This window comes from Burkholderia glumae LMG 2196 = ATCC 33617 (assembly GCF_000960995.1).
In the GTDB taxonomy this organism is placed as follows: Bacteria; Pseudomonadota; Gammaproteobacteria; order Burkholderiales; family Burkholderiaceae; genus Burkholderia; species Burkholderia glumae.
Map to the genome: position 1 here is coordinate 250,526 of NZ_CP009435.1, position 25,681 is coordinate 276,206.

18 protein-coding genes are annotated in these 25,681 nt (G+C 70.0%); 9 read left to right on the plus strand and 9 right to left on the minus strand.

Features of this window, described 5'->3' with window-relative positions; genetic code table 11:
• The first annotated feature begins 70 nt into the window (after nt 1–70).
• From ppc to argH, 3 genes are all read left to right on the plus strand, one after another.
• Complete coding sequence (ppc, locus tag KS03_RS13745) at nt 71–3,166, plus strand: phosphoenolpyruvate carboxylase (RefSeq protein ID WP_015876719.1); 3,096 nt, start codon at nt 71–73, stop codon at nt 3,164–3,166.
• A 250-nt stretch (nt 3,167–3,416) separates the two neighbouring features.
• Nucleotides 3,417–4,247 carry a helix-turn-helix transcriptional regulator gene (locus KS03_RS13750; RefSeq protein ID WP_015876720.1) on the plus strand — a complete coding sequence of 277 codons (831 nt, stop codon included), beginning with the start codon at nt 3,417–3,419 and terminating at the stop codon, nt 4,245–4,247.
• A gap of 171 nt (nt 4,248–4,418) precedes the next feature.
• The gene (argH, locus tag KS03_RS13755) at nt 4,419–5,825 is read left to right on the plus strand and encodes an argininosuccinate lyase (RefSeq protein WP_045678839.1); all 1,407 of its coding nucleotides are present in this window, start codon (nt 4,419–4,421) and stop codon (nt 5,823–5,825) included.
• 104 nt (nt 5,826–5,929) lie between these two features.
• Here argH and KS03_RS13760 read toward each other — a convergent pair whose 3' ends face one another.
• The 5 genes from KS03_RS13760 to apbC form a co-directional block, all read right to left on the minus strand.
• The gene (locus tag KS03_RS13760; protein WP_015876722.1) at nt 5,930–6,637 is read right to left on the minus strand and encodes a lysozyme inhibitor LprI family protein; all 708 of its coding nucleotides are present in this window, start codon (nt 6,635–6,637) and stop codon (nt 5,930–5,932) included.
• Between the two features lie 20 nt (nt 6,638–6,657).
• Nucleotides 6,658–8,937: an arginine/lysine/ornithine decarboxylase gene (locus KS03_RS13765; RefSeq protein WP_015876723.1), complete on the minus strand. Its 2,280-nt coding sequence runs from the start codon at nt 8,935–8,937 to the stop codon at nt 6,658–6,660.
• A gap of 88 nt (nt 8,938–9,025) precedes the next feature.
• The gene (gene dcd / locus KS03_RS13770) at nt 9,026–9,595 is read right to left on the minus strand and encodes a dCTP deaminase (RefSeq protein WP_015876724.1); all 570 of its coding nucleotides are present in this window, start codon (nt 9,593–9,595) and stop codon (nt 9,026–9,028) included.
• A gap of 110 nt (nt 9,596–9,705) precedes the next feature.
• Complete coding sequence (locus KS03_RS13775) at nt 9,706–10,233, minus strand: superoxide dismutase family protein (protein ID WP_015876725.1); 528 nt, start codon at nt 10,231–10,233, stop codon at nt 9,706–9,708.
• 125 nt (nt 10,234–10,358) lie between these two features.
• Entirely contained in the window at nt 10,359–11,447 is a 1,089-nt protein-coding gene (apbC, locus tag KS03_RS13780) for an iron-sulfur cluster carrier protein ApbC (protein ID WP_017923651.1), read from the minus strand.
• A gap of 333 nt (nt 11,448–11,780) precedes the next feature.
• On the opposite strand from apbC, the gene KS03_RS13785 reads away from it, so the two are divergent.
• Both KS03_RS13785 and metG read left to right on the plus strand, forming a co-directional pair.
• Nucleotides 11,781–12,440 carry a YiaD family glycine zipper/OmpA-like lipoprotein gene (locus KS03_RS13785; RefSeq protein ID WP_015876727.1) on the plus strand — a complete coding sequence of 220 codons (660 nt, stop codon included), beginning with the start codon at nt 11,781–11,783 and terminating at the stop codon, nt 12,438–12,440.
• Nucleotides 12,441–12,934: 494 nt separating this feature from the next.
• A complete protein-coding gene (gene metG, locus KS03_RS13790; RefSeq protein WP_015876728.1) occupies nt 12,935–15,091 on the plus strand; it encodes a methionine--tRNA ligase in 2,157 nt (718 codons plus the stop codon).
• Between the two features lie 96 nt (nt 15,092–15,187).
• Here the strand turns inward: metG and KS03_RS13795 are convergent, their stop codons facing one another.
• Nucleotides 15,188–19,384 (minus strand): translocation/assembly module TamB domain-containing protein, encoded by a 4,197-nt coding sequence (locus KS03_RS13795; protein ID WP_045678840.1) that lies wholly within the window; start codon nt 19,382–19,384, stop codon nt 15,188–15,190.
• A gap of 22 nt (nt 19,385–19,406) precedes the next feature.
• Nucleotides 19,407–21,164, minus strand: coding sequence for an autotransporter assembly complex protein TamA (locus KS03_RS13800; protein WP_230674524.1), 1,758 nt, complete (start codon nt 21,162–21,164; stop codon nt 19,407–19,409).
• A gap of 317 nt (nt 21,165–21,481) precedes the next feature.
• On the opposite strand from KS03_RS13800, the gene KS03_RS13805 reads away from it, so the two are divergent.
• The 4 genes from KS03_RS13805 to panD all read left to right on the plus strand — a co-directional run bounded on the left by KS03_RS13805 (nt 21,482) and on the right by panD (nt 24,026).
• Entirely contained in the window at nt 21,482–21,670 is a 189-nt protein-coding gene (locus KS03_RS13805) for a DUF3460 family protein (protein WP_015876731.1), read from the plus strand.
• A 4-nt stretch (nt 21,671–21,674) separates the two neighbouring features.
• Nucleotides 21,675–22,544 (plus strand): segregation and condensation protein A, encoded by an 870-nt coding sequence (locus tag KS03_RS13810; protein ID WP_015876732.1) that lies wholly within the window; start codon nt 21,675–21,677, stop codon nt 22,542–22,544.
• Nucleotides 22,545–22,755: 211 nt separating this feature from the next.
• Entirely contained in the window at nt 22,756–23,595 is an 840-nt protein-coding gene (gene panC / locus KS03_RS13815; RefSeq protein WP_015876733.1) for a pantoate--beta-alanine ligase, read from the plus strand.
• Between the two features lie 44 nt (nt 23,596–23,639).
• Nucleotides 23,640–24,026 (plus strand): aspartate 1-decarboxylase, encoded by a 387-nt coding sequence (panD, locus tag KS03_RS13820; protein WP_015876734.1) that lies wholly within the window; start codon nt 23,640–23,642, stop codon nt 24,024–24,026.
• A 271-nt stretch (nt 24,027–24,297) separates the two neighbouring features.
• On the opposite strand, the gene KS03_RS13825 is transcribed toward panD, so the two are convergent.
• Nucleotides 24,298–24,960 (minus strand): ParA family protein, encoded by a 663-nt coding sequence (locus tag KS03_RS13825; RefSeq protein ID WP_015876735.1) that lies wholly within the window; start codon nt 24,958–24,960, stop codon nt 24,298–24,300.
• A 202-nt stretch (nt 24,961–25,162) separates the two neighbouring features.
• Nucleotides 25,163–25,591: a DoxX family protein gene (locus tag KS03_RS13835; protein ID WP_015876736.1), complete on the minus strand. Its 429-nt coding sequence runs from the start codon at nt 25,589–25,591 to the stop codon at nt 25,163–25,165.
• Between the last annotated feature and the right edge of the window lie 90 nt (nt 25,592–25,681).

The following is a 25,681-nucleotide window of genomic DNA, read 5'->3' on the forward strand; positions in this document are numbered from 1 at the left end:
CGGTCCGCCGCCGGCAAATCGACAGTACCGCAGTCTCCCGTTCACTCGTGCTTTCCCAAGGAAACCCATCGTGAAGTCCTCCGGATCGGCGCGCGCTGCGCGCCGCAATGCTGCCTCGTCCAACGTCACCGCGCCGGCCACGACCGACGCCCCCGCGCGCCAGCGCGGCACGACCACGGCCGCCCAACCCGCCGCCCAGGCGGCAACCACGAAGAAACCGGCAAGACCGGCCGCCAACGGCGACGCGACGCCCCGCAAGGCCGGCCCGACCAGGCCGGCCGCGACACCCGGCGGAACGCCGGCGCGGACCGGCGGCGCGACCGCGGCCGAGCGGCCGAAGCCGAAGGCCAACGGCCGCACGCGCGACGACAAGGATCAGCCGCTGTTCGAGGACATCCGCTATCTGGGACGCCTGCTCGGCGACGTGGTGCGCGAGCAGGAAGGCGAGGCCGTGTTCGAGGTGGTCGAGACGATCCGCCAGCACGCCGTGAAGTTCCGCCGCGAGGACGATCGCGAGGCCGCGCAGGCGCTCGACAAGATGCTGCGCAAGCTCACGCCCGAGCAGACCGTGAGCGTGGTGCGCGCATTCAGCTACTTCTCGCATCTGGCCAATATCGCCGAGGACCGCCATCACAACCGCCGCCGCCGGATTCATGCGCTGGCCGGCTCCGCGCCGCAGGCGGGCACCGTGGCCTACGCGCTGCAGGCGCTCAAGGCGGCCGGCGACGCGTCGGCCGAGGTGATCCGCCGCTTCTTCGACGAGGCGCTGATCGTGCCGGTGCTGACCGCGCACCCCACCGAAGTGCAGCGCAAGAGCATCCTCGACGCCCAGCACGACATCGCGCGGTTGCTGGCCGAGCGCGACCAGGAGCTGACCGCGCGCGAGCGCGCCCACAACGACGCGCTGCTGCGCGCGCGGGTCGCCTCGCTGTGGCAGACCCGCATGCTGCGCGACGCGCGGCTGACGGTGGCCGACGAGATCGACAACGCGCTGTCCTACTACCGCGCGACCTTCCTGCACGAGCTGCCGGCGCTCTACGCCGACATCGAGGAGGCGCTCGCCGAACACGGCCTGGCCGCGCGCGTGCCGGCCTTCTTCCAGATGGGCAGCTGGATCGGCGGCGACCGCGACGGCAATCCGAACGTGACGGCCGCCACGCTCGAGGAGGCGATCCACCGCCAGGGCGCCGTGATCCTCGAGCACTACCTGGAGCAGGTCCACAAGCTCGGCGCCGAGCTGTCGGTGTCGGACCTGCTGGTGGGCGCGAGCGACGAGGTCAGGGCGCTCGCGGCCGCCTCGCCCGACCAGTCGCCGCATCGCGTCGACGAGCCGTACCGCCGCGCGCTGATCGGCATCTACACGCGCATCGCCGCGAGCGCGCGGGTGCGCCTGGGCGAAGGCGTGGTGGCGGTGCGCAGCGCCGGGCGCGGCGCGCCGCCGGTGCGCGCGACGCCGTATCCGGACGCCGAGGCGTTCGCGAGCGACCTGCGCGTGCTGCAGGACTCGCTCGTCGCCCATCACGGCGCGCTGCTGGCGACGCCGCGCCTCGCGCCGCTGGTGCGCGCGGCCGAGACGTTCGGCTTCCATCTCGCCAGCATCGACCTGCGCCAGAGCTCGGACATCCACGAGGCCGTGATCGCCGAGCTGCTCGCGCGCGCCGGCGTCGAGGCCGACTACGCGGCGCTGCCCGAAGCCGACAAGCTGCGCGTGCTGCTCGCCGCGCTGGCCGACCCGCGCCCGCTGCGGATTCCCTACGTCGACTACTCCGAGCTGGCGAACAGCGAACTCGGCGTGCTCGAGAAGGCCCGCGAGGTACGCGCGCGGTTCGGCCCGCGCGCGGTGCGCAACTACATCATCTCGCATACCGAGACGGTGTCCGACCTGGTGGAGGTGCTGCTGCTGCAAAAGGAGACCGGCCTGCTCGACGGCACCTTCGGCGCCGGGGCGGCCGACGCGAAGCATTCGCTGATGGTGATCCCCTTGTTCGAGACGATCGCCGACCTGCGCAACGCGCCCGAGATCATGGGCGACTACTTCGCGCTGCCGGGCGCCGCGGCGCTCGTCGCGCGCCAGGGCGGGGAGCAGGAGGTGATGCTCGGCTACTCGGACAGCAACAAGGACGGCGGCTTCCTGACCTCGAACTGGGAGCTGTACCGCGCCGAGCTCGCGCTGGTCGAGCTGTTCCGCGCGCATGGCATCAGGCTGCGGCTGTTCCATGGCCGCGGCGGCACGGTCGGCCGCGGCGGCGGCCCCACCTACGAGGCGATCCTCTCGCAGCCGCCCGGCACCGTGAACGGCCAGATCCGCCTGACCGAGCAGGGCGAGGTGATCGCGAGCAAGTTCTCGAACCCCGAGATCGGCCGCCGCAACCTCGAAACGGTGGTCGCCGCGACGCTCGAGGCCTCGCTGCTGCCGCGCAACAACGCGCCCGCGCAGCTGCCGGCGTTCGAGGCCGCCGTGCAGACGCTGTCGGACGTGGCGATCGCCACCTATCGCGCGCTCGTCTACGAGACGCCCGGCTTCACCGATTATTTCTTCTCCTCGACGCCGATCAACGAGATCGCCGAGCTGAACATCGGCAGCCGGCCGGCCTCGCGCAAGCTGCAGGACCCGAAGCACCGCAAGATCGAGGACCTGCGTGCGATCCCGTGGGGCTTCTCGTGGGGCCAGTGCCGGCTGCTGCTGACCGGCTGGTACGGCTTCGGCAGCGCCTTCGCGGCCTACCTCGACGGCGCCGGGGACGAAGCCGAGCGCGCCAGGCGCCTCGCGCTGCTGCAGAAGATGAACCGCACCTGGCCGTTCTTCTCGCACCTGCTCTCGAACATGGACATGGTGCTCTCCAAGGTCGATCTGGCGGTGGCCTCGCGCTATGCGGAACTCGTCGCCGACAAGAAGCTGCGCAAGCACGTGTTCGGCCGCATCGTCGCCGAATGGGAGCGCACCACGGCCGCGCTCGCCGCGATCACCGGCCACGAGGCGCGGCTCGCCACCAACCCGCTGCTGGCGCGCTCGATCAAGAACCGCTTCCCCTACCTCGATCCGCTGAACCACCTGCAGGTCGAACTGATCAAGCGCCACCGCGCCGGTGACACCAACGCGCGCGTGCGGCGCGGGATCCATCTGACCATCAACGGCATCGCGGCCGGCCTGCGCAATACCGGCTGACGCGGGCGCGCAGTCGCGCCACCGCGCGGCGCGGGCATCGGCGACGGTGCCCGCGCCGTTGCGCCGTTCATGTCGCGGCGCGAGCCGCTACAATGACGACAACGCTCGCCGTACCGGTACTGGCCGCCGCCTTATCCCGGTATCGGCACTACCTCGCCCGGCGAGGCTCCCGGAGCGGGGTCCCGGTTCGCTTGCTCCCGGTTCGTTTGTGGTTTCGCCGTCCCGCCTTTCCCTGTCGCACCGTATTCCGATGAGTTCTTCCCGCCCCGCTCCGCCCACGCCCGACGCCACGCCGGCGCGCTCGCTCGGCGAGTTCATCCGCGCCCACCGCGAACGCCTCTCGCCCGACGCGCTCGGGCTGCCGCCCGGCCCGCGCCGCCGCACCCCGGGCCTGCGCCGCGAGGAGGTCGCCCAGCTCTGCGGCGTGAGCCCGACCTGGTACACCTGGATCGAGCAGGGCCGCCAGGTGTCGGCCTCGGCCGACGCGCTGGCGCGGATCGCCGTCGCGCTGCGGCTCTCGCGCGCCGAGCGCGCCTATCTGTTCGAGCTGGCCGCGCAGCGCGACCCGGCCGAGCCGGAGCTGGCCAGCGCCGACCTGCCCGACACGCTGCTGGCGGCCGTCGAGCTGGTGGCCGCGCCCGCCTACGTGCTCGACCGTCAGTGGAACGCGCTCGCCTGGAACGCGCCGGCCGCGGCCCTCTTCACGGGCTGGCTCGATGCCGGCCACGACCGCAACCTGCTGCGCTTCACCTTCACCTCGCCGGCCGCGCGCACGCTGATCGTCGATTGGGACGCGCGCGCGCGCCGGCTCGTCGCCGAATTCCGCGCCGACTCGATCCGCCATCTGAACGACGCGCCGACCCGCGCGCTGATCGACGCGCTGATCGCCGACAGCGAAGCCTTCGCGCACTACTGGGCCTCGCAGGACGTGGTCGAGCGCGAGGGCGGCGCGCGCGCGTTCGACCATCCGCGCGAGGGCCGCCTGATCTACCAGCAGACCACGCTGAAGCCCGCCCACCGCGAGGACCTGAAGTTCGTCGTGCTGGTGCCCGACGGCGCGGCGGGCAGCGAGCGGCGCTGAAGCGGGCGGGCTGCCGCGGCCGCCGCCCGTGTCTGGCCGCGCCCGTTCCCGACCGCCCGTTCCCGGCTGCCCGCGCCTGCCGCCCGGCGCCGGTCGGCCCGCGCGTCGCCGAATGCTAGAATCCCCACCTGCCCCGCGGCGCTCGCCGCGTCACTCCCATTACTCATCGCCATGACATCCCAATTGCACAAAAAGGGCGAGGCCTGGTCGGCCCGCTTCTCGGAACCGATGTCGGATCTGGTCAAGCGCTATACCTCGTCGGTGTTTTTCGACAAGCGCCTCGCGCTCGTCGACATCGAGGGCTCGCTCGCGCATGCGAAGATGCTGGCCGCGCAGAAGATCATCAGCACCGACGACCTCGCCGCAATCGAGCGCGGGATGGCGCAGATCCGGGGCGAAATCGAGCGCGGCGAATTCGAATGGCAGCTCGACCTCGAGGACGTCCACCTCAACATCGAGGCGCGCCTGACCGCGCTGATCGGCGACGCCGGCAAGCGGCTGCACACCGGCCGCTCGCGCAACGACCAGGTCGCCACCGACATCCGGCTGTGGCTGCGCGGCGAGATCGACCGCATCGGCGAACTGCTCGGCCAGCTGCGCGGCGCCCTGCTCGACCTCGCCGAACGGCACGCCGACACGATCCTGCCCGGCTTCACGCACCTGCAGGTCGCGCAGCCCGTCACGTTCAGCCACCACCTGCTCGCCTACGTGGAGATGTTCACGCGCGACGCGGGCCGCCTGCGCGACTGCCGCGCGCGCGTGAACCGCCTGCCGCTCGGCGCGGCTGCGCTGGCCGGCACCAGCTACCCGATCGACCGCCACGCGGTGGCCGCCACGCTCGGCTTCGACGGAATCTGCGCGAACTCGCTCGACGCGGTGTCGGATCGCGACTTCGCGATCGAATTCACGGCCGCCGCCGCGCTGGTGATGACGCACGTCTCGCGCTTCTCCGAGGAGCTGGTGCTGTGGATGAGCCCGCGCGTGGGCTTCATCGACATCGCCGACCGCTTCTGCACCGGTTCGTCGATCATGCCGCAGAAGAAGAACCCGGACGTGCCCGAACTCGCGCGCGGCAAGACCGGCCGCGTCAACGGCCACCTGATGGCGCTCCTGACGCTGATGAAGGGCCAGCCGCTCGCGTACAACAAGGACAACCAGGAAGACAAGGAGCCGCTGTTCGACACGGTCGACACCGTCGCCGACACGCTGCGGATCTTCGCCGAGATGGTGGCCGGCATCACCGTGAAGGCCGAGCCGATGCGCGCCGCGGCGCTGCAGGGCTTCTCGACCGCGACCGACCTGGCCGACTATCTGGTCAAGCGCGGGCTGGCGTTCCGCGACGCCCACGAAGCCGTCGCGCACGCCGTGAAGATCTGCGACGAGCGCGGCATCGACCTGGCCGAGCTCACGCTCGACGAAATGAAGCGCGACCTGCCGAACGTGGCGCACCTGATCGGCGACGACGTGTTCTCGTACCTGACGCTCGAAGGCTCGGTGGCGAGCCGCAACCACCCGGGCGGCACGGCGCCGGACCAAGTGCGCGCGGCGATCGCCGCGGCGCGTGCGGCACTCGGCTGACGCGCGCGCGACACCATGCCCAGCCGGCCGGCTGGGCAGCCAGGAAAAACGGACGCCGAGGCGTCCGTTTTTTTGGGGCTTGTGGACCGCGCGCGTCACCGACGCTACTTGTTGTTCACCGTCTCCGAGAACCGCTTCAGCGTCGCCACGCGCGCGCCGATCAGGTCGACGCGCTGCTGCTCGCTGATCATCGGCGTGGTCGCGTCGCGGAACGCCACCCAGGCGCGCTGGGCGCGCACCAGGGTCGGCCGCGAGCGCGACGGCATGCGCTTTTGCAACTTCACGTAGTAGCGGTTCAGGTCGAACAGCGCGTGCTCGCAGGCCGCGTCGTCCGAACAGGCCCGCACGCGATGCACGGCGTCGGCCGCGCCGCCCGGCTTGGCGTAGCGATCGGCCGCGTCGCGCAGCGACAGCGCGCGGTCGCGCACCGGCTGAATCCGCATGTCGGCGCTCGCCATCGCGTACATCGTGCCACTGGTGGTCGCATAGACGGCCTGCGCGAGCAGCGTCTCGTCCTTGCGCCAGAGCTGCCAGCGCCGCTGGCTTTCCTGCCAGCCGCGCTTCGCGGCCGCCGGCGCGACCGTGTTCAGCTGCGCGAACGCATCGTCCACGGCCGCCAGCCACTTGGCGCGCGCCTCGTCCATGCACTGGATCTGGCCGACCGTCGACGAGCGGTCGCGCCGCGCCAGGCACTGCCGCATGCCGACGTCGATCGGATCGGCCGCCGCGACCTCCGCACGTGCCGGCGCGGCCGCGCCGGCGAAGCCCGCCAGGGCCAGCACCGCCGCGGCCAGCGCACCGCCGCTGCGCATCGTCCCGAACCGTGCCATCGTCAGTCGCGCACGCAGTCGACGTAGTACTCGACGCGCCCGTTCAGTTCCTCGGCGACGAGGCCGTGGACGTCGGTATGGAAGCCCGGGAAGCGCTCGTTGAAGTCGCGCGCGAACCGCAGGTAGCTGACGATCGTCGCATTGAAGCGCTCGCCCGGGATCAGCAGCGGGATGCCCGGCGGGTACGGCGTGAGCAGGATGCTGGTCACGCGGCCTTCGAGCTCGTCGAGCGGCACGCGGTCGATCTCGCGGTGCGCGAGCTTGGCGAACGCGTCGGACGCCTTCATCGCCGGCTCCATGTCCGACAGGTACATCTCGGTGGTCAGCCGCGCGATGTCGTTGGCGCGGTAGACGTCGTGGATCTGCGTGCAGAGGTCGCGCAGGCCGACGCGCTCGTAGATCGGATACTGCGCGACGAACTCGGGCAGCACGCGCCAGAGCGGCTGGTTGTTGTCGTAGTCGTCCTTGAACTGCTGCAGCTCGGTGACCATCGAGTTCCAGCGGCCCTTGGTGATGCCGATCGTAAACATGATGAAGAACGAGTAGAGCCCGGTCTTCTCGACGATGATGCCGTGCTCGGCCAGATACTTCGTGACGATCGCGGCCGGAATCCCGGTCTCGCCGAACTCGCCGTCCACGTCGAGGCCCGGCGTGATGATCGTGGCCTTGATCGGGTCGAGCATGTTGAAGCCTTCCGCGAGCGGGCCGAAGCCGTGCCAGCGGTCGTTCGGGCGCAGCATCCAGTCCTCGCGCGAGCCGATGCCCTCGTCGGGCAGCGTGTCCGGGCCCCACACCGAGAAGAACCAGTCGTCGCCATACTCGGCGTCCACCTTGCGCATCGCGCGGCGGAACTCGATCGCCTCGGCGATCGACTCCTCGACGAGCGCGGTGCCGCCCGGCGGCTCCATCATCGCGGCGGCCACGTCGCACGAAGCGATGATCGCGTACTGCGGGCTCGTCGAGGTATGCATCAGGTAGGCCTCGTTGAAGCGGTGCTTGTCGAACGTGCGGTTCTCCGAATCCTGCACCACGATCTGCGAGGCCTGCGAGATGCCGGCCAGCAGCTTGTGCGTGGAGTGCGTCGCGAACACCAGCGCGCCGGTGCGGGGCCGCCCCGCGCCGATCGCGTGCATGTCCTGGTAGAACTCGTGGAATTCGGCGTGCGGCAGCCACGCCTCGTCGAAGTGCAGCGTGTCGAGCAGGTCGCCGAGCAGATCCTTGATCTGCTCGACGTTGTAGATCACGCCGTCGTAGGTGCTCTGCGTGATCGTCAGGATCCGCGGCTTGGCGTTCGGGTTCTTCTTCAACGCCTCGCGCGCGAACGGGTTCGCCTCGATCTTCTTGCGGATGTTCTCGGGCTTGAACTCGTCACGCGGGATCGGGCCGATGATGCCGAAGTGGTTGCGCGTCGGCGTGAGGAACACCGGAATCGCATGCGTCATCGTGATCGCGTGCAGGATCGACTTGTGGCAGTTGCGGTCCACCAGCACGATGTCGCCCGGCGCGACGGTGGCGTGCCAGACGATCTTGTTCGAGGTCGAGGTGCCGTTGGTCACGAAGAACAGGTGGTCGGCGCTGAAGATGCGCGCCGCATTGCGCTCCGAGGCCGCCACCGGGCCGGTGTGGTCGAGCAACTGGCCGAGTTCGTCGACGGCGTTGCAGACGTCGGCGCGCAGCATGTTCTCGCCGAAGAACTGGTGGAACATCTGGCCGAGCGGATTCTTCAGGAACGCCACGCCGCCCGAGTGTCCCGGGCAGTGCCACGAGTACGACCCCTCGTCGGCGTACTTGACGAGTTCCTTGAAGAACGGCGGCGCGAGCGAATCGAGGTAGACCTTGGTTTCGCGGATGATGTGGCGCGCGACGAACTCCGGCGTGTCCTCGAACATGTGGATGAAGCCGTGCAGCTCGCGCAGCACGTCGTTCGGGATGTGCCGCGAGGTGCGCGTCTCGCCGTACAGGAAGATCGGGATGTCGGCATTGCGGCGGCGCACTTCGGTCACGAACGCGCGCAGCTCGAGGATCGCCGTGGCGAGCTCGGGCAGTTCGCCGTCGGGACCGGTTTCGCCCAGCATCAGTTCGTCGTCGTCGATCGACAGGATGAAGCACGACGCGCGGCTCGACTGCTGCGCGAACGAGGTCAGATCGCCGTAGCTCGTCAGGCCGAGCACTTCCGCGCCCTCCTTCTCGATGGCTTCGGCAAGCGCCCGGATGCCGGAGCCCGAGATGTTCTCGGAACGGAAATCTTCGTCGATGATGACGACGGGAAAGCGAAACTTCATGGGCGAATCTCCAAAAAGAACGACCGCGGCGCCTCAAAGCGCGGCGGTCACCCGGTCACTGGTTGGCATGCAACCGTAAACAACCAGATCAGGTTTTCGGCAGCGTGACACCGCGCTGGCCCTGGTACTTGCCGCCGCGGTCGGCATACGACACGTCGCAAACCTCGTCGCTCTCGAAGAACAGCACCTGCGCGACGCCCTCGTTCGCGTAGATCTTGGCCGGCAGCGGCGTGGTGTTCGAGAATTCGAGCGTCACGTAGCCTTCCCACTCGGGCTCGAACGGCGTGACGTTGACGATGATCCCGCAGCGCGCGTAGGTGGACTTGCCGAGGCAGACCGTCAGCACCGTGCGCGGGATGCGGAAATATTCGACCGTGCGCGCGAGCGCGAACGAGTTCGGCGGGATGATGCAGACCTCGCCCTTGAAGTCGACGAACGAGCCCTCGTCGAAGTTCTTCGGATCGACGATCGTCGAATTGATGTTGGTGAAGATCTTGAATTCGTCCGCGCACCGGATGTCGTAGCCGTAGCTCGACGTGCCGTAGCTGACGATCCTGCGGCCGTCCTCGGACGCACGGACCTGATCGGGCACGAACGGCTCGATCATCTTGTGTTGCTCGGCCATGCGCCGGATCCACTTGTCGGACTTGATGCTCATAAAAAGGCGCCAGATAACGCTACAGATCGGGGTCGCGCCGCCGGTCGCACCGGGCGGCGGGGAAAGGCGCACATTTTACGCGATCGCGGCCGGCACGCGCCGCCGCATCCTCAGCGCACCACGCCACAGGCGAGGCCCGGGCCGGCGCTGTGCTGCGGGAAGGCGGGATCGCCGGCATCGCGGTGGATCAGCACCGAGCGGCCGAGCACCGAGCGCACCCCGTCGAGGGCCACGTCGGGCGCGACGATGAAGCCGGCGGCCACGCCGTTCGAATCGGCGTGGATGTTGCCGAGATCGCCCGCCACGCGCGCGCCGGCGCGCAGGCGGTCGGCGCTGGGCGCGAACACGGGGCCCGCGCTCGCGCCGTCCACCGCGTTGCAGTCGCCGCGGTCGTGCACCTGCAGCGCGTGATCGGTGTTCGGCGGCAGCCCGGCGATGTTGTAGGTGACCTGCACGCCGTCGGGACGCTCGACGAACGTCAGCGTGCCGCGCGCCTGGCTGCCGAAGGTGGGCTGCAGCAGCGCGTCGGCGCGTTTCTCGTGCGTGGACGCGAACGACGTGCAGCCGTTGAGCAGGACCATGGCGGCCAGGACGGCACCGGCGCTGAGGCAGGCCGTCCGCTCGAATCGTTGTTTCATGCGATCCTCACGCCAACGGGCCTGCCGCACCGGCAGCCCCGCTGGCCGACAGGAAAGGGGACCAGGGGAAAAGTCGCCATGATACCGCGGCTCGCCGCGCGTGAAACGACGTTTTGGCCCCTGTTTCAGGTATTTTGCACCACGATCGACGGGAACTTCGAGCTCATGTCCTTGGCGCGCTCGGCGATCGCGATCGCCACCTGCCGCGCGATCTCGCGATAGCGCGCCGCCACCGGCGAGTCGGGCGCGGCCGCCACGGTCGGCGTGCCGCCGTCGGCCTGCTCGCGGATCGCGATGTCGAGCGGCAGGCTGCCGAGCACCGGCACGCCGTAGTCGGCCGCCATGCGCGCCGCACCGCCCGCGCCGAAGATGGGCTCCTCGTGGCCGCAGTTCGAGCAGACGTGCAGGCTCATGTTCTCGACGATGCCGATGATCGGGATGCCGACCTTCTCGAACATCTTGAGCCCCTTCTTCGCATCGAGCAGCGCGATGTCCTGCGGCGTCGTCACGATCACGGCGCCCGTCACCGGCACGCGCTGCGCGAGCGTGAGCTGGATGTCGCCGGTGCCGGGCGGCATGTCGACGATCAAGTAGTCGAGGTCGCGCCAGTTGGTCTGGCGCAGCAATTGCTCCAGCGCCGAGGTGGCCATCGGCCCGCGCCAGACCATCGGGTTGTCCTCGTCGATCAGGAAGCCGATCGAGTTGGCCTGCAGGCCGTGGCCCTCCATCGGATTCATCGACTGGTTGTCGGGCGAATCGGGGCGGCCGCGGATGCCGAGCATGGTCGGCAGCGACGGGCCGTAGATGTCGGCGTCGAGGATGCCGACCGAGGCGCCCTCGGCGGCCAGCGCGAGCGCGAGGTTGACGGCGGTCGTGCTCTTGCCGACGCCGCCCTTGCCCGAGGCCACCGCGACGATGTTCTTCACGTTCGGCAGCAGTTTCACGCCGCGCTGCACCGTGTGCGCGGCGATTTCCTGCTGCACCGCCACGCGAGCGGCGCGCACGCCCGGCACCGCCGCGAGCGCGTCGGCGACGCGCCGGCGCAGGTCCTCGTGCTGGCTGCGCGCCGGGTAGCCGAGCACGACCGACACCGAAACCGTGTCGCCGTCGATCGCGACCTCGCGCAAGCCCTTGTTCGCCGCATACGGGCGGCCCGTGTTGGGGTCGACGAGCGCCGCGAGCGCGGCGTCGACAGTGGCCCGGTCAATACTCATCGAAACTCCGTGAAGACGTGGATCCACCCGCGCGTGGCGCGTAGCCGCATTGGGCGCAACGAAACGTGAAGAATCGTCAGAAAACGGCCCGGCCGGCGGGAAAAGTGAAAAAATTTATTGCAGTCATTGCGCGAAACCGCCGGCGGCGCAATGATCGCCTGCGGCGCCCCTCGGGGACACATCGCCCCGCAACGCCTATATTGTAGAGGCTGGACGCGGCTTCGTGCGAACAGCCTTGGTCCCGAACAGGGCTTGCGGCCTGCGTGCAAGGCCCGCCCTCGGGCCTTGCATCAGCGTAGTGACCGATTCGTTCACTTCAGAAAGGAACTCGACATGAATACCAAAATCGCGACGCGCCTCTCCGTCTTCGCCATCGCCGGCGCCCTGCTCGCCGGCTGCGCCACGCCACAGGGCAACAACACCGCCGTGGGCACCGGCGCGGGCGCCGCGCTCGGCGCGGGCATCGGCGCGCTGGCGGGCGGCGGCAAGGGCGCGGCGATCGGCGCCGGGATCGGCGCGCTGGCCGGCGGCGTGGCCGGCTACAACTGGCAGGCGATCAAGAACCGCCTCGCGCCGTCGGCGCAGAGCACCGGCACGCAGGTGACCGAGCAGCCGGACGGCTCGCTGAAGCTGAACGTGCCGAGCTCGGTGACGTTCGCGACCGACCAGTACGCGATCACACCGGCATTCGCCCCGCTGCTCAACGAGCTGGCCACCTCGCTGAACCAGAATCCGCAGATCACCGCCTCGGTGGTCGGCTATACCGACAGCACCGGCTCGGCCGCGCACAACCTGACGCTGTCGCAGAACCGCGCGCAGAGCGTGGTCACCGCGCTGGTGCAGCGCGGCGTGGCGGGCAGCCGCCTGTCGGCGCAGGGCATGGGCGCCTCGAACCCGGTGGCCGACAACGCGACCGACGCCGGCCGCGCCCAGAACCGCCGCGTCGAGATCTACCTGCGCGCCCCGCAGCAGCCGCAGCAGCAGCCGCAATAACGCGCACCGACCGCAGGGCGGGCTCGCGCCGATCGCTCGCCGGCCCGCCCGACAAGCCTTGCGGCGGCCCGGCTCGAGCACCGAAAATTTTTTCGAACTTATTGAGCGGGCCTTGGTCTTTCCTTACGGTACGCGGTGGAATGAACGCCGCCGCGTCACCATTCTCCTCTTGTCGTTGTTGCTCCGGGGCTCCATTCGCCCCGGTTTTTTTTGCCCGAAACCGCAATATTGCACCGCAACAGCGGCCCCGGCTGCGCGCGAACACAGTGGCGGCCCGCGCCGAAAGCATTTTGAAAAATTGTTGCCGGGCACGCTGCCGAGTTCGCGCAATCGCGGCGAAGCCGCCCGGATCCAGCTGAAAAACCACCGAAACCGCGCCCGGCCGCGGCGGTAGCCGCCACGCGGGGAGCACTCGCGCACCGCCTGCTAGAATCTCGCATTCCGACGCATTCCCGACCCGAGCCGCGACCTGCGCGGCCATCCCTGACGACCCTATGTCCGCATCCGATCTCAATACCGTGCAGGCCGGCGCACCCTCGAGCCGCCGCCAGATCCTCGTCACTTCCGCACTGCCCTACGCGAACGGGCAAATCCACATCGGCCACCTGGTCGAGTACATCCAGACCGACATCTGGGTGCGGACGCTGCGAATGCACGGCCACGAGGTCTATTACATCGGCGCCGACGACACGCACGGCACGCCGATCATGCTGCGCGCCGAGCAGGAAGGCATCACGCCCAAGCAGCTGATCGAGCGCGTCTGGCGCGAGCACAAGCGTGACTTCGACAGCTACGCGATCTCGTTCGACAACTTCTACACCACGGACTCCGACGAGAACCGCGTGCTGAGCGAGACCATCTACCTGGCGCTGAAGGATGCCGGGCTGATCGCCGAGCGCGACATCGAGCAGGCTTACGACCCCGTCAAGCAAATGTTCCTGCCGGACCGCTTCATCAAGGGCGAGTGCCCGAAGTGCCACGCGAAGGACCAGTACGGCGACAGCTGCGAGGTGTGCGGCTCGACCTATCAGCCCACCGAGCTGCTCAATCCGTACTCGGTGGTGTCGGGCGCCACGCCGGTGCGCAAGACGTCCACGCATCACTTCTTCAAGCTGTCCGACCCGCGCTGCGAAAACTTCCTGCGCGGCTGGGTGGGCGGGCTCGCGCAGCCCGAGGCCACCAACAAGATGCGCGAATGGCTCGGCGAGGCCGGCGAAGCGAAGCTGGCCGACTGGGACATCTCGCGCGATGCGCCCTACTTCGGCTTCGAGATCCCCGGCGCGCCCGGCAAGTACTTCTATGTCTGGCTCGACGCGCCGGTGGGCTACTACGCGAGCTTCAAGAACCACTGCGAGAAGCTCGGGCTCGACTTCGACGCCTGGACGCGTCCCGGCTCGACGACCGAGCAGTATCACTTCATCGGCAAGGACATCCTTTATTTCCACACGCTGTTCTGGCCCGCGATGCTCGAGTTCTCGGGCCACCGCACGCCGACCAACGTGTTCGCGCACGGCTTCCTGACCGTGGACGGCGCCAAGATGTCGAAGTCGCGCGGCACCTTCATCACGGCGCAGAGCTATATCGACGCGGGCCTGAACCCGGAGTGGCTGCGCTACTACTTCGCCGCGAAGCTGAACGCGACGATGGAAGACCTCGACCTGAATCTCGAGGACTTCCAGGCGCGCGTGAACAGCGACCTGGTGGGCAAGTACGTGAACATCGCGAGCCGGGCGGCGGGCTTCCTGATCAAGCGCTTCGAGGGCCGCGTGCAGGACAGCGCGATGAACCACCCGCTGCTCGCCTCGCTGCGCGGCACGATTCCGCAGATCGCCGCGCACTACGAGGCGCGCGAATACGGCCGCGCGCTGCGCCAGACCATGGAGCTGGCCGACGCCGTGAACGGCTACGTCGACACCGCCAAGCCCTGGGAGCAGGCCAAGGACCCGGCCAACGCGGTGGCGCTGCACGAGACCTGCAGCGTGAGCCTGGAGGCGTTCCGCCTGCTGTCGCTCGCGCTCAAGCCGGTGCTGCCGCGCGTGGTCGAAGCGGTCGAGGCGTTCCTCGGCATCGCGCCGCTGACCTGGGCGAGCGTCGCGACGCCGCTCTCGTCGACGCAGCCCGTCAACGCCTACCAGCACCTGATGACGCGCGTCGATCCGAAGCAGATCGCGGCGCTGCTGGAGGCGAACCACGGCTCGCTCGCGGCGGCCGACGCGGCGGCCAGTGCCGCGAGCGCCGATCCGAAGGCGAAAGGCGCCAAGGACGCCAAGCCGGCCAAGGACGCGAAGACCGCGGCCGCGACCGGCGACGGCACGATCTCGATCGACGACTTCACGAAGATCGACCTGCGGATCGCGAAGATCGTCGCGTGCCAGGCCGTGGAGGGCTCGGACAAGCTGCTGCAGCTCACGCTCGACGTGGGCGAGGAAAAGACGCGCAACGTGTTCTCGGGGATCAAGTCGGCCTACCGGCCCGAGGATCTGGTGGGCAAGCTGACCGTGATGGTCGCCAACCTCGCGCCGCGCAAGATGAAGTTCGGCATGTCCGAAGGCATGGTGCTGGCCGCCTCGGCCAAGGACGAGAAGTCGGAACCGGGCCTCTACATCCTCGAGCCGCACAGCGGCGCCAAGCCGGGCATGCGCGTGAGCTGAAGGCGCGCCCCCGCCGCGCTTCATGCGCTTGCCGCGGCACCCGGAAAAAAACCCGCTCGACGAGCGGGTTTTTTCATGCGCGCGGCGGCAACGCCGTCAGTGGCCGCGCGCCCACCACCACTTGTCGAAGCGCCGCGTGTAGTTCAGGTCGATGCCCTGGAAGGTGCCGCCGTAGGCGGACACCGACCAGAACCGCGACAGGTTGATGGTGATCTTGAAGGCGTTGCTGGCCGACTGCAGGCCCTGCTCGTAGCCGAGCACGAAGCGCTCGTTGATCGCCTTCGAGATCTGTACCACCTGCGGGTCGGTGAGCCCGACGTCGCTGCGGCCGATGGTGAACTCGTCCAGGCCGACCGACTGCGCGACGCGCTTGCCGGTGGCGCTGCCCAGCAGCGCCAGCGCGGTCGTCATGGTGTTCTGCTGGCCGAGGTTGTTGCCCTGGTCGGTGCCATGGCCGAACAGCAGCCACGAGAGCTTCTCGTTGTCGGTCACGTTCGGCTCCGAGACCAGCTTCGCGACCGGCGCCTGCACCGTGCCCGTCACCTGCACGCCCGCCTCGACCTCCTGATTGCGGCGCATCGCGAGGATGTTGATGCCGGGGTTCGAGATCGGGCCGTTGAAGGTGAAGAAGCCGTTCTCGATCGCGAGCTTGCGGCCGAACGTCGAGTAGGTCGAACCCTCGGTCACGCGGACGTTGCCGACCGCGCGCAGCGGCAGGCCCGGCGCGCTCATCACCGTGATCGTGCCGCGCAGGCCGAGGTCGGCGCCGTGCCCCTTGAAGCGGAAATGGTCGCCGAGATCGATGTCGATGTTGGCGCGCGGGCCGAGCGCCGACGCGGGCTTCTCGGCGACCGCCGTGGGCACGCCGGCGGCGGTCTTCGTCTCGCCCGGCACGGAGCCGTCGGGACGCACGATCACGACGTCGTCGGACAGGCTGGGGGCCGACGACTCGGGCAGGTCGAACAGCGCCCGGTCCACCGTGAACTTGCCGTTGATCGCGAGCTGGCCGTGCGGCCCGTCGTTCTGCACGCTCGCGCGGCCCGACAGCGAGAGCTTGCGGTCCGGCGAGGCGAACAGTTCGAGCTTGTCGGCCACGATGCTGGCCGTGAGATCGGGCGCGCCGCCGTCCAGCCGCACGCGGCCGAGCGCGCGCAGCGTGCCCTCGGCGCCGTGGAATTCGACCTGCTGGAAATCGACGAGATTGTCGGTGAGGCGAATCCGCACGATGCCGTCCTTCAGCTGCACGCCCTGGTCCACCATCGTCACCGACAGCTTGTCGCCGTTCAGCGTGCCGGACAGCTGGGGCTTGGCCGGCGTGCCGGCCACGCTGAGCTTGAGCGCGGCGTTCCCGTCGAACAGGTAGCTCGGCCCGAGCAGGCCGCCGGTGGTGCGCAGCGCCGGGATCTCCAGGTCCGCGTTGCCCGACAGCGGGCCGTCGTCGGCCACGGCGAGCACGCCGTCGCGCAAGTTGAACGGCACGCCGAGGGCGGCGTCGGCGGTGCCGATCCGGCTCGCCTTGGCATGCAGCGTGGTGTCGAGCCGATTGCCGGCGCCGAACTCGGCGCGCGCGCTCAGCTCGGTGATGCCGAGCGAGGCGATGCCGCGCCCGGCCTCGATCGTCACGTCGCCCGAGCGGCGGCGGATCTGCAAGTGGCCGCTGGCGGTGCCGGCCAGCGTCAGGTCCCAGTCGCCGTCGAGCACGAGATCGGTGCGCAGCGGCGCGCGCGCGCCCGTCAGGAACTCGCGCACCTGCAGCGCGCGCGCGACCGACAGGTTGGTGAGCGTGCCGGCCGTGCGCAGCGTGCCGTGGTCGAGCGCGAAGCCGCGCAGCGCGAGCACCGCGCCCTCGACGGTCAGCTTCGTCGCGCCGAGCACCAGGTGCCCGGCGCCGGCCGACACCGAGAGCGGCGCGTCGAGCGAGACCGCCGGCGTGCCGCGATTGACCAGCTCCGAAACCGTGCCGTCCCAGCGGCTGGCGCCCGCGACCTCGCTCAGGCCGCCCGCCGCGGCCAGATGCAGGTTGATCACGCGGCCGTCGGCGCTGCCGAGCGCCGACGCCTCGAGGGTGTGCCTGGCGCGCGTGCCGGCCAGCTTCGCGCTGAGCGTCTTGAGGCTGATCGAGCCGAGCGCGAGATCGTTCGCGTCGACCGACAGCGCGAGCGCGCCGTTCGCGCCGTCGCGGATCTGCGCGCGGCCCTCGGCCGAACCGATCCGGTTGCTGCCGACCACCACGCCGGTGGCCTTGTAGTCGGCCTCGACGTTCGGATGCGCGAAGCTGCCGGTCAGCTCGCCGTGCGCGGCCACGAGGCCCTGCAGGCCGAAGCCGAGCCGGTCGAGCCGCGGCGCGTCGACGGCGAAGCGCAGGCGGTCGCCGGCCGCGCCGAAGCTGCCGTTCAGCGACACCTGGTTGCCCGCCACCGAGAGTTCGGCCGTGCTCGGCAGCATGCGCATGCCGGCGAGCCGCAGCGTGCCCTGCCCCGTCATCGGCACGCCGTCGTAGACGCTATCGCCGAGCTGGAACCGCAGCTTCGCCGCGAAGGCGGGCGCGAGCGTGCCGCTGGCGGCGAGCGTGCCGTTCACGCGCGCCTCGACGGGCGCCTCGGCCTGGGCCGCCTTCGGCCGGTGCGCCGCGGGCTTGCCGCGCGCGGCGGCCGAGGCGCCCGCGTGCAGCGTCGAGAACGCCAGCGGATTGAAATCGACGAGCGTCGCCTTGAGGTCGTAGCTGGCCGCCTTGTCGCGCTTGAGCACGCCGCTCAGGTCCAGGCGGCCCTTGCCGGCCGACACGCGCGCGCGCCGGATGGTGGTGGCGTTCGCGTCGGTCGTCAGGTCGGCGCTGAGCCCGAGCGCGAGCTTCGGATCGGTCAGCTCCACCGTCGCGTGCTGCGAGCCGGCATCGAGCGCCACCATGATCGGGCCGCCGAGCCGCATCGGCCGCACCGCGTTCGAGAACAGCGTCGGATCGAGGTTGGCGGCCTTCAGGTCGAAGCGGCCGCGGTTCGCGACCAGCGCGCCGCCGCCCGTCACGCTGCCGTCGCGCAACATGCGCAACACGAAGCCGTCGAGGCGCTGCTCGTGCGCGTCGAGCCTGACGCGCGTGTGGATGTCGACGAGCGGCAGCTTGCCGTCGGCCAGCAGGCCCGGCGCGGCGTTGACCACCGACACCGTGCCGGCCACCACGAAGCCGGGCGACGCGGCCGGCGCGGCCCCGCCGGATGCCGGACCGGCCGAGGCTGACGCCGCCACGGCCGGCCTGGCCAGCGCCGGGCGGGAGGCCGCCGCCGTCGAAGCCGCTACCGCCGCGGGCGCACCCGGGCCTGCCGAAGCGGCAGGGCCATCGCCCCCCGCCGGCGCCAGCTCGGCGCGCACCGTCAGGTCGGCGAGCGGCGCGCCCGGCGCGAGCGCGCGCGGGTTGACGTGATCGAACGCGAGCGTGGCGCGCGTGAGCGGCACCGCGCCGAACGGCGCGGCCTCGATGTGCGCGCGGCCGGCCAGCTTCATGCCGGAGGCGTCGAGATCGACCGCGAGCGCCTCGAGCGAGCCCGACAGCCGCGCATGCGCGTCGACCTGCTGGTTCGACAGATTGCCGGTGTAGCTGGCCGCACCGTCGATCGCGAACGGCCGCGCGCCGTCGAGCCGCGCGTTCGCGCTCAGCGCGCCGAACGGCGTATCGAGCCGCTCGAGCGACAGCGTGTGATGGCGCCCGTCGCTCGCACCATGCAGCAGCAGGTTCGACAGCACCGTGGTCGCGCCGCCCTCGTGGATACGCAGCGTGTCGAAGCGCAGCTCGCCCAGTCTCAGCTGCAGCGGCAGGTCCAGGTTGCGCGGCAGCGCGGCGGGCGTCTTGCTCGGCGGCGTCGGCGCGAGCGTCACGTCGATGGTGCCGGCGCGCAGCGTATCGACCGTGAAGCGCAGCGGCGCGCGCGTGAGCGCCCAGCGCGACTCGACTCGATCGACCCGGACCTCGGTGCCCTTGCCGCCGGGCGACGTCCAGACGACGTCCTTCAGGCGCACGCCGGCGGCCAGCGAGCCGCCTTCCAGGGTGCCCGACAGCCGGCCGCCGAGCAGCGCCACGGCGGCGTTCCAGGCGAGCCTGGTGCCGCGCTCGGTGAACACCGCCCCGGCCAGCGCGCCCGCCAGCAGCACCGCGACCAGCAGCAGCACGCCCGCCGTCCAGGCCAGCGCGCGGCCAAGCCGGCGGCCGCGGCGCGGCGCGGGCGGCGGCGCCTCGTGATCGGGCGGCGGGCCGCCCGGGTTCGGGGTGCCGCCGGGCGGCACGGAATCGTCCTTCGTCATGCTGGAATCCGGAAAACCATCGTCAGAATGCGATGCCGAGCGTCAGGTACGGCCGCACGCTGTGGTTGCGCAGCCCGTAGGCGAGGTCGACGTTGACCGGCCCGACCGGGCTGCGCCAGCGCGCGCCCACGCCGACGCCGGGATAGAACACGCGCTCGCCCCAGGCATCGGTGGCGGTGCCGACGTCGAAGAAGGTCGCCGCGCCCCAGTCATGGTTGAACCAGTGCTGGTATTCGGCGGTGCCCGTCATCAGGTACTTGGTCGGCAGCACCGAGCCGTCCACGGTGTTGCCGATGCTCTGGTAGCCGTAGCCGCGCACCGAGTTCGAGCCGCCCGCGCGGAACAGCAGCGAGGCCGGGATGCCGGCCGAGCCGCCGCTCGTAAACACGCCGCCCACTTCGGCACGGAACAGCACCAGGTCACGCTTGCCGACCGGAATGTACTGCTGGCCGCGCGCGTAGCCGCGCACGAAGGTCTGGTCGGTCAGCGCGCCCTTGATCGCGAAGCCGGCCTCGGCGTGGATCAGGTTGCCCGAGCGCGGGAACAGCGGATCGTCGACGTTGCGGCGCGTCCACGACCACTGCGGCACCAGTGCGCGGCTGGTGGTCGGGCCGGCGCCGTTCTGGTCGAGCCGGTCCTCGTAGAACATGATCGAGTAGCTGTAGTCGATGTTCTGGCTCGTCTTCGCGCGCTGCGCGCCCACCCGTGCGCTGTAGATGCGCGTGCCCGACACGTTGGTGTTGGTGTACGAGGCCAGCACGCTGTTGGTCCAGGCGCGCGGGCCGGGCGGCATCGACAGCTGCACCTGGCCGTACTGCTGGATCTGGTCGATGCGGCCCGACACCTGCAGCGGCCAGGCCGCCCCGAACGTGTCCAGATACGTGTACGAACCCTGCACGTGCGGCCCGGTGTCGGTGGCATAGCCCACCCCGCCGCGCACGCTGTTGAACGGGTATTCGCTGACCTTGACGTGGACCGGCGTGTCGTGGGGCTTCGCGGTGTCGTCGCCGACGTCGATCGCGACGCTCGCGTAGTACGGCGTGTTCTGCACCTGCCGCTGCAGTTCGTTGATGCGCTGCACGTCGTAGATCTCGCCCACCCCGAGCGGGTTGACGTTGCGGATGATGCGCTCGGGATAGCGGCGCTGGCCGCTCACGTCGAGCGCGCCGAGCGTAAACGTCGGCCCGCTGTCGAAGGTGACCGACAGCTTCGCGGTGCGCGTGCGCGGATCGATGCGCGCCTGCGAGGCGACGATCTTCGCGCCCAGATAGCGGCGCGACTGCAGCTGCCTGAGCGCGCCGTTCTTGGCGTCGTCCCAGCCCGACTGCGTGAACGCGTCGCCTTCGTGCAGCGAGAACGCGAGCCGCGTGGCCGTCTCCTGCTCGGGGTCCTCGGTGCCGACCGGGCCGCGGAACCTCAGGTCGACGCCGGCCACGGCCGTCTGCGGCCCGGGATCGACCTTGACCGTCACCGCGCGCTTGCCGTCGTGATTGCGCACGTCGGTCGAGACCACCGGCGAGAAATAGCCGGCGGTGGCGGTCAGGTCGCGCACCTGCTGCGGCGTCGCGGTGACCAGGAACTCGAACTGGTCGTCGGAGATGTCGTCGCGCTTGGCGAAGCGCGACAGGTCGAGATGCTGCTTGAGCAGGCTGCGCACCGAGCGCGGCGCGTCGATGTCGACCTCGTATTTGGCCTGGGCCGGCAGCGCGAAGCCGGCCGCGAGGCAGCCGAGCAGGATGCCCGCGAGGCGCGGCCGCAGCGATGCAAGCCATGGGAACAGGCGCGGCGGCCGCGCCGCCGTGCGAGCGTGCGTGGCCGCGCGGCGGGCGCGACGCTCGTCTGGTGAAATGGCCTGCCCTGTCAAATACCGCCCCCTTCGGAAAATAGTCGGAACAAAAGACGCCATTTGACCACACCGGCACCCGGTAGCCGCGGCGAAACCTTGAAAGATCTTCAAATCCGCGGCCGCACTCGGCGGGTCGCGCTGCTTCGACGCCGCCTGCTGCCGCCTGTTCCCCGCGATGCGGTAAAATCCCCGCATCCCCAACCCGGGCGGCCCGCCGGCACGCGGCGCGCCCGTTTCGCACGGAACCGACCATGTCGTATCAGTCCGACGTCACGCAATTTCTGAACCAGCTCAAGCAGCAGAAGCCGTCGCTCGAGGAAGAACAGCGCAAGGGCCGCGCGCTGCTGTGGGACAAGCAGCCGATCGACCTCGACGAGCGCTCGGCGCAGCAGCAGTCGCGCGTGAAGCAGACCTCCTACGTCTACTACCAGAACTTCTGAACCCGTGAGCGCCGCCGACGAGGCCGCCGCCAAGCCCGAGGACGCACTCGCCGCGCCGGCCGGCGCCGATTCGACGCCCGACACCGTCGACGGCGTCGCGGCGTTCGCGCGCCTGTACGGCGAGCCGCTCTTCAAGCTGCCGCAGGATCTCTACATCCCGCCCGATGCGCTCGAGGTGTTCCTCGAGACCTTCGAGGGCCCGCTCGACCTGCTGCTGTACCTGATCCGCAAGCAGAACTTCAACGTGCTCGACATCCCGATGGCCGAGGTCACCGCGCAGTACCTCGGTTACGTCGACCAGATCCGCGAGTCCAATCTCGAACTCGCGGCCGAGTATCTGCTGATGGCCGCGATGCTCATCGAGATCAAGTCGCGCATGCTGCTGCCGGTCAAGAAGGCCGACACCGGCGAGGAAGCCGAGGATCCGCGCGCCGAACTCGTGCGCCGCCTGCTCGAATACGAGCAGATGAAGCTCGCCGCGCAGCGGCTGGACCAGTTGCCGCAGCTCGGCCGCGACTTCCTGCGCGCCGACGTCTACATCGAGCAGAGCAGTTCGCCGCGCTTTCCCGACGTGAACGCCGACGACCTGCGCGCGGCCTGGGCCGACGTGCTCAAGCGCGCGAAGCTGGTGCAGCATCACAAGATCTCGCGCGAGGAGCTGTCGGTGCGCGAGCACATGAGCCTGATCCTGCGCCAGTTGCAGAACGTGCGCTTCATGGAGTTCGCCGAGCTGTTCGACACCTCGCGCGGCGTGCCGGTGGTGGTGGTCAACTTCATCGCCATGCTGGAACTGGCGCGCGAATCGCTGATCGAGATCACCCAGCCCGAGCCGTTCGCGCCGATCTACGTGCGGCTCGCGTATCTGCCGGCCTGAGGCCGGTGGCGGGCGACGCCGCAGCCTTTGCGCCAAAAACCGAACGATCGTGCGCTTATCGGTGCGCTGGCGCGGCAAATCCTCTACAATCGCCGACGCTCGCGCTTGCCCGCCGCCGTGCGCCGCACCGGGCGAGCGACACCTCCGATCACGACGCCGCGCCAGACGCGGCGGCAACGCGCGAGACGCGCGAGGAACCGCCTGACCGATCATGAAAGTCATCAGCACGATCCAGGAACTGCGCGACCAGTTGCGCGGCCAGAACCGCACGGCCTTCGTGCCGACCATGGGCAACCTGCATGACGGCCATCTGTCGCTGATGCGGCTCGCGCGCCAGCACGGCGACCCGGTGGTCGCGAGCATTTTCGTGAACCGGCTGCAGTTCGGCCCGAACGAGGACTTCGACAAGTATCCGCGCACGCTCGAGCAGGACATCGAGAAGCTGCAGAAGGAAAACGTCTACGTGCTGTTCGCGCCCACCGAGCGCGACCTCTATCCGGAGCCGCAGGAATATCGCGTGCAGCCGCCGCACGACCTCGGCGACATCCTGGAGGGCGAGTTCCGCCCCGGCTTCTTCACCGGGGTGTGCACCGTGGTCACCAAGCTGATGGCCTGCGTGTCGCCCAAGGTGGCCGTGTTCGGCAAGAAGGATTACCAGCAGCTGATGATCGTGCGCCGCATGTGCCATCAGCTCGCGCTGCCGGTGGAGATCGTCGCCGCCGAGACGGTGCGCGACGACGACGGCCTCGCGATGTCCTCGCGCAACCGCTTCCTGAGCCCGGCCGAGCGCGCCGAGGCGCCGCAGCTCGCGCGTGCGCTGCAGCGCGTGCGCGAGAGCGTGCTTGGCGGCGAGCGCGACCTCGCGGCCGTCGAGGCGCGCGCGCGCGAGGCGCTGGCCGCGCGCGGCTGGCAGCCCGACTATGTCGCGGTGCGCCGCCGCGCCAATCTGGTGGCGCCGAGCGCCGCCCAGCTCGAAGCCGGCGAGCCGCTGGTGGTGCTGGCGGCCGCCAAGCTCGGCACCACGCGCCTCATCGACAATCTCGAGATCTGACGGCCCGCCGGCCGCGATCCCGCCAACCCACGCCAGGAAACGCCATGCAGCGCCACATGCTGAAATCGAAGATCCACCGTGCCACGGTCACGCACTGCGAGCTCCATTACGAGGGCTCCTGCGCGATCGACGAGGATCTGCTCGAAGCGTCGAACATCGTCGAGAACGAACGGATCGATATCTGGAACATCAACAACGGCGAGCGTTTCTCGACCTATGCGATCAAGGGCGAGCGCGGCAGCGGGATGATCTCGCTGAACGGTTCGGCCGCGCGCCGCGCGCAGCTCGGCGACCTGGTGATCATCGCCGCGTTCGCGGTGGTCGACGAGGCCGACCTGAAGGCGGGCTGGAAGCCGGACCTGGTGTTCGTCGACGAGCACAACAAGGTGAAGGGCAGCCGCGATCACGTGCCGACCCAGAGCTGGACCTGAGCCGTCCCGGGGCAGGCACCGGGGCCAGCCGCCGGTGGCGGCGCCTGATGGCCGGCACCGGCCGGCGCCCCCCTGCCGGCGGCCCCCTGTAGGCGGCCCCCTGTAGGCGGCCCCCTGTAGGCGGCCCCCTGTAGGCGGCCCCCTGTAGGCGGCTCCTGCAAGCGGCTTCTTTAGGCGGCCCGTTGGTGATGGTCCCCCGGAGGCGGCTCCCTAGGGCCGTTCCGGCCAACGGCCGGCGCGGCGCCCGCGCGGCAAGACGCGCGCTCCGGCGTCAGCTCTTCGCCTCGCCCCTGCCCTCGCCTTTCGCGGGCCTGGCCTGCGCCCACTCGACGATCGGCTGCCACTGCTCGAGATCCTTCTCGACGCGGCTTCTCGCGACGTCCCAGAGCGTCAGGCCGTGCGCGGCCACCTGCACGTAGTTCTGCGTGTCGCGCAGGTAGCCGAGCACCGGCAGCTTCAGCCCCTCGACGAAACGCTGCAGTTGCTCGGCCGAGCGTGTGCGCGCATCCACCCGCATCCCGACGATGCCGATCTGCACCGTGCCCTTGCGCACCGCCTTCTCGCTCGCGAGGCGCTCGAGAAAATGCTGGGTGGCGAGGATGTCGAACATCGAGGGCTGCAGCGGCACGATCACCTTGTCGGCCAGATCGAGCGCGACGTCGAGCCGGTTGCCGTGCAGGCCGGCCGGCGTGTCGATCACGGCATATTCGAGGCCGCGCGGCGGCTTGGCGGGATTGCCGGGATCGAGCGCCCAGGCCTCGATCGGCGGCAGCGTGGCGGGCCGCAGGCCGAGCCAGCCGTGCGAGGACTGCTGCCGGTCGAGATCGGCGAGCGCCACCCAGGCGCCCTGCGCCGCGAAATAGCCCGCCAGATTGGTGGACAGCGTGCTCTTGCCGACGCCGCCCTTCGGATTTGCCACCACGATCACCGTCATGTACGCCCCCGGAAAGCCGTGCGGCGCCGATCGGCCGGCGCCGCGAGATTGCGGATACAGGGATCGATGATATCGGCAAAATGCATCGCACCGGAACGAGGCGCGCAAGTCGACGCGGCGACGGCCGGGCAGCGGACGCGGCGCGCCGGCTGGCGCGCGCCTCGATCGAAGGCAAATTGCAATATTTCTGCGCCACGCCGCATCAAGTCGCGGCGCGCGCGCCGGCCCGCGGCCCGGCGCTGCGGCCGCCGAGCGCGTAGGCTCCGGCGCCGACCAGCGCCTGCACGACCAGCGCGACCGCCCAGAACCCCGGATATTCCCAGCCGCCGTGCGGCGAGGCGAAGCCGAAGCCGTTCGGATAGTGGGCGTGCGCGGCGCCGAGCATGAACGGCAGCAGCACCAGCGCGGCGGCCCGTACCTGGACCCCCGACAGCAGCGCGAGGCCGCCGGCCAGTTCGACCGCGGTGGTCAGGTAGGCGAGCCAGCCCGGCAGGCCCATCGACGCGAAGAACTGCGCGGTGCCGGGCAGCGTGAAGACGAATATCTTCTGGGCGGCATGGATCAGATACAGCAGGCCGAGCACCACGCGCAGCAGGGTGGCGCCCAGTTCGGCAGAACGGTTGGGGTTCATCGTCGACTCCGGTTCGAAAGGGAAGGCAGCAAACTGTATTCGAAGCCGGATGCCTCGATAAGTCGCCGAAACGGCTTACATTACTTCCCA

Coding starts and splice junctions, on each gene's coding strand:
- KS03_RS13750 (WP_015876720.1), top strand. CDS start 3,417: ATGAGTTCTTCCCGCCCCGCTCCGCCCACGCCCGACGCCACGCCGGCG.
- argH (WP_045678839.1), top strand. CDS start 4,419: ATGACATCCCAATTGCACAAAAAGGGCGAGGCCTGGTCGGCCCGCTTC.
- KS03_RS13760 (WP_015876722.1), bottom strand. CDS start 6,637: ATGCGCAGCGGCGGTGCGCTGGCCGCGGCGGTGCTGGCCCTGGCGGGC.
- KS03_RS13765 (WP_015876723.1), bottom strand. CDS start 8,937: ATGAAGTTTCGCTTTCCCGTCGTCATCATCGACGAAGATTTCCGTTCC.
- dcd (WP_015876724.1), bottom strand. CDS start 9,595: ATGAGCATCAAGTCCGACAAGTGGATCCGGCGCATGGCCGAGCAACAC.
- KS03_RS13775 (WP_015876725.1), bottom strand. CDS start 10,233: ATGAAACAACGATTCGAGCGGACGGCCTGCCTCAGCGCCGGTGCCGTC.
- apbC (WP_017923651.1), bottom strand. CDS start 11,447: ATGAGTATTGACCGGGCCACTGTCGACGCCGCGCTCGCGGCGCTCGTC.
- KS03_RS13785 (WP_015876727.1), top strand. CDS start 11,781: ATGAATACCAAAATCGCGACGCGCCTCTCCGTCTTCGCCATCGCCGGC.
- metG (WP_015876728.1), top strand. CDS start 12,935: ATGTCCGCATCCGATCTCAATACCGTGCAGGCCGGCGCACCCTCGAGC.
- KS03_RS13795 (WP_045678840.1), bottom strand. CDS start 19,384: ATGACGAAGGACGATTCCGTGCCGCCCGGCGGCACCCCGAACCCGGGC.
- KS03_RS13805 (WP_015876731.1), top strand. CDS start 21,482: ATGTCGTATCAGTCCGACGTCACGCAATTTCTGAACCAGCTCAAGCAG.
- panC (WP_015876733.1), top strand. CDS start 22,756: ATGAAAGTCATCAGCACGATCCAGGAACTGCGCGACCAGTTGCGCGGC.
- panD (WP_015876734.1), top strand. CDS start 23,640: ATGCAGCGCCACATGCTGAAATCGAAGATCCACCGTGCCACGGTCACG.
- KS03_RS13825 (WP_015876735.1), bottom strand. CDS start 24,960: ATGACGGTGATCGTGGTGGCAAATCCGAAGGGCGGCGTCGGCAAGAGC.
- KS03_RS13835 (WP_015876736.1), bottom strand. CDS start 25,591: ATGAACCCCAACCGTTCTGCCGAACTGGGCGCCACCCTGCTGCGCGTG.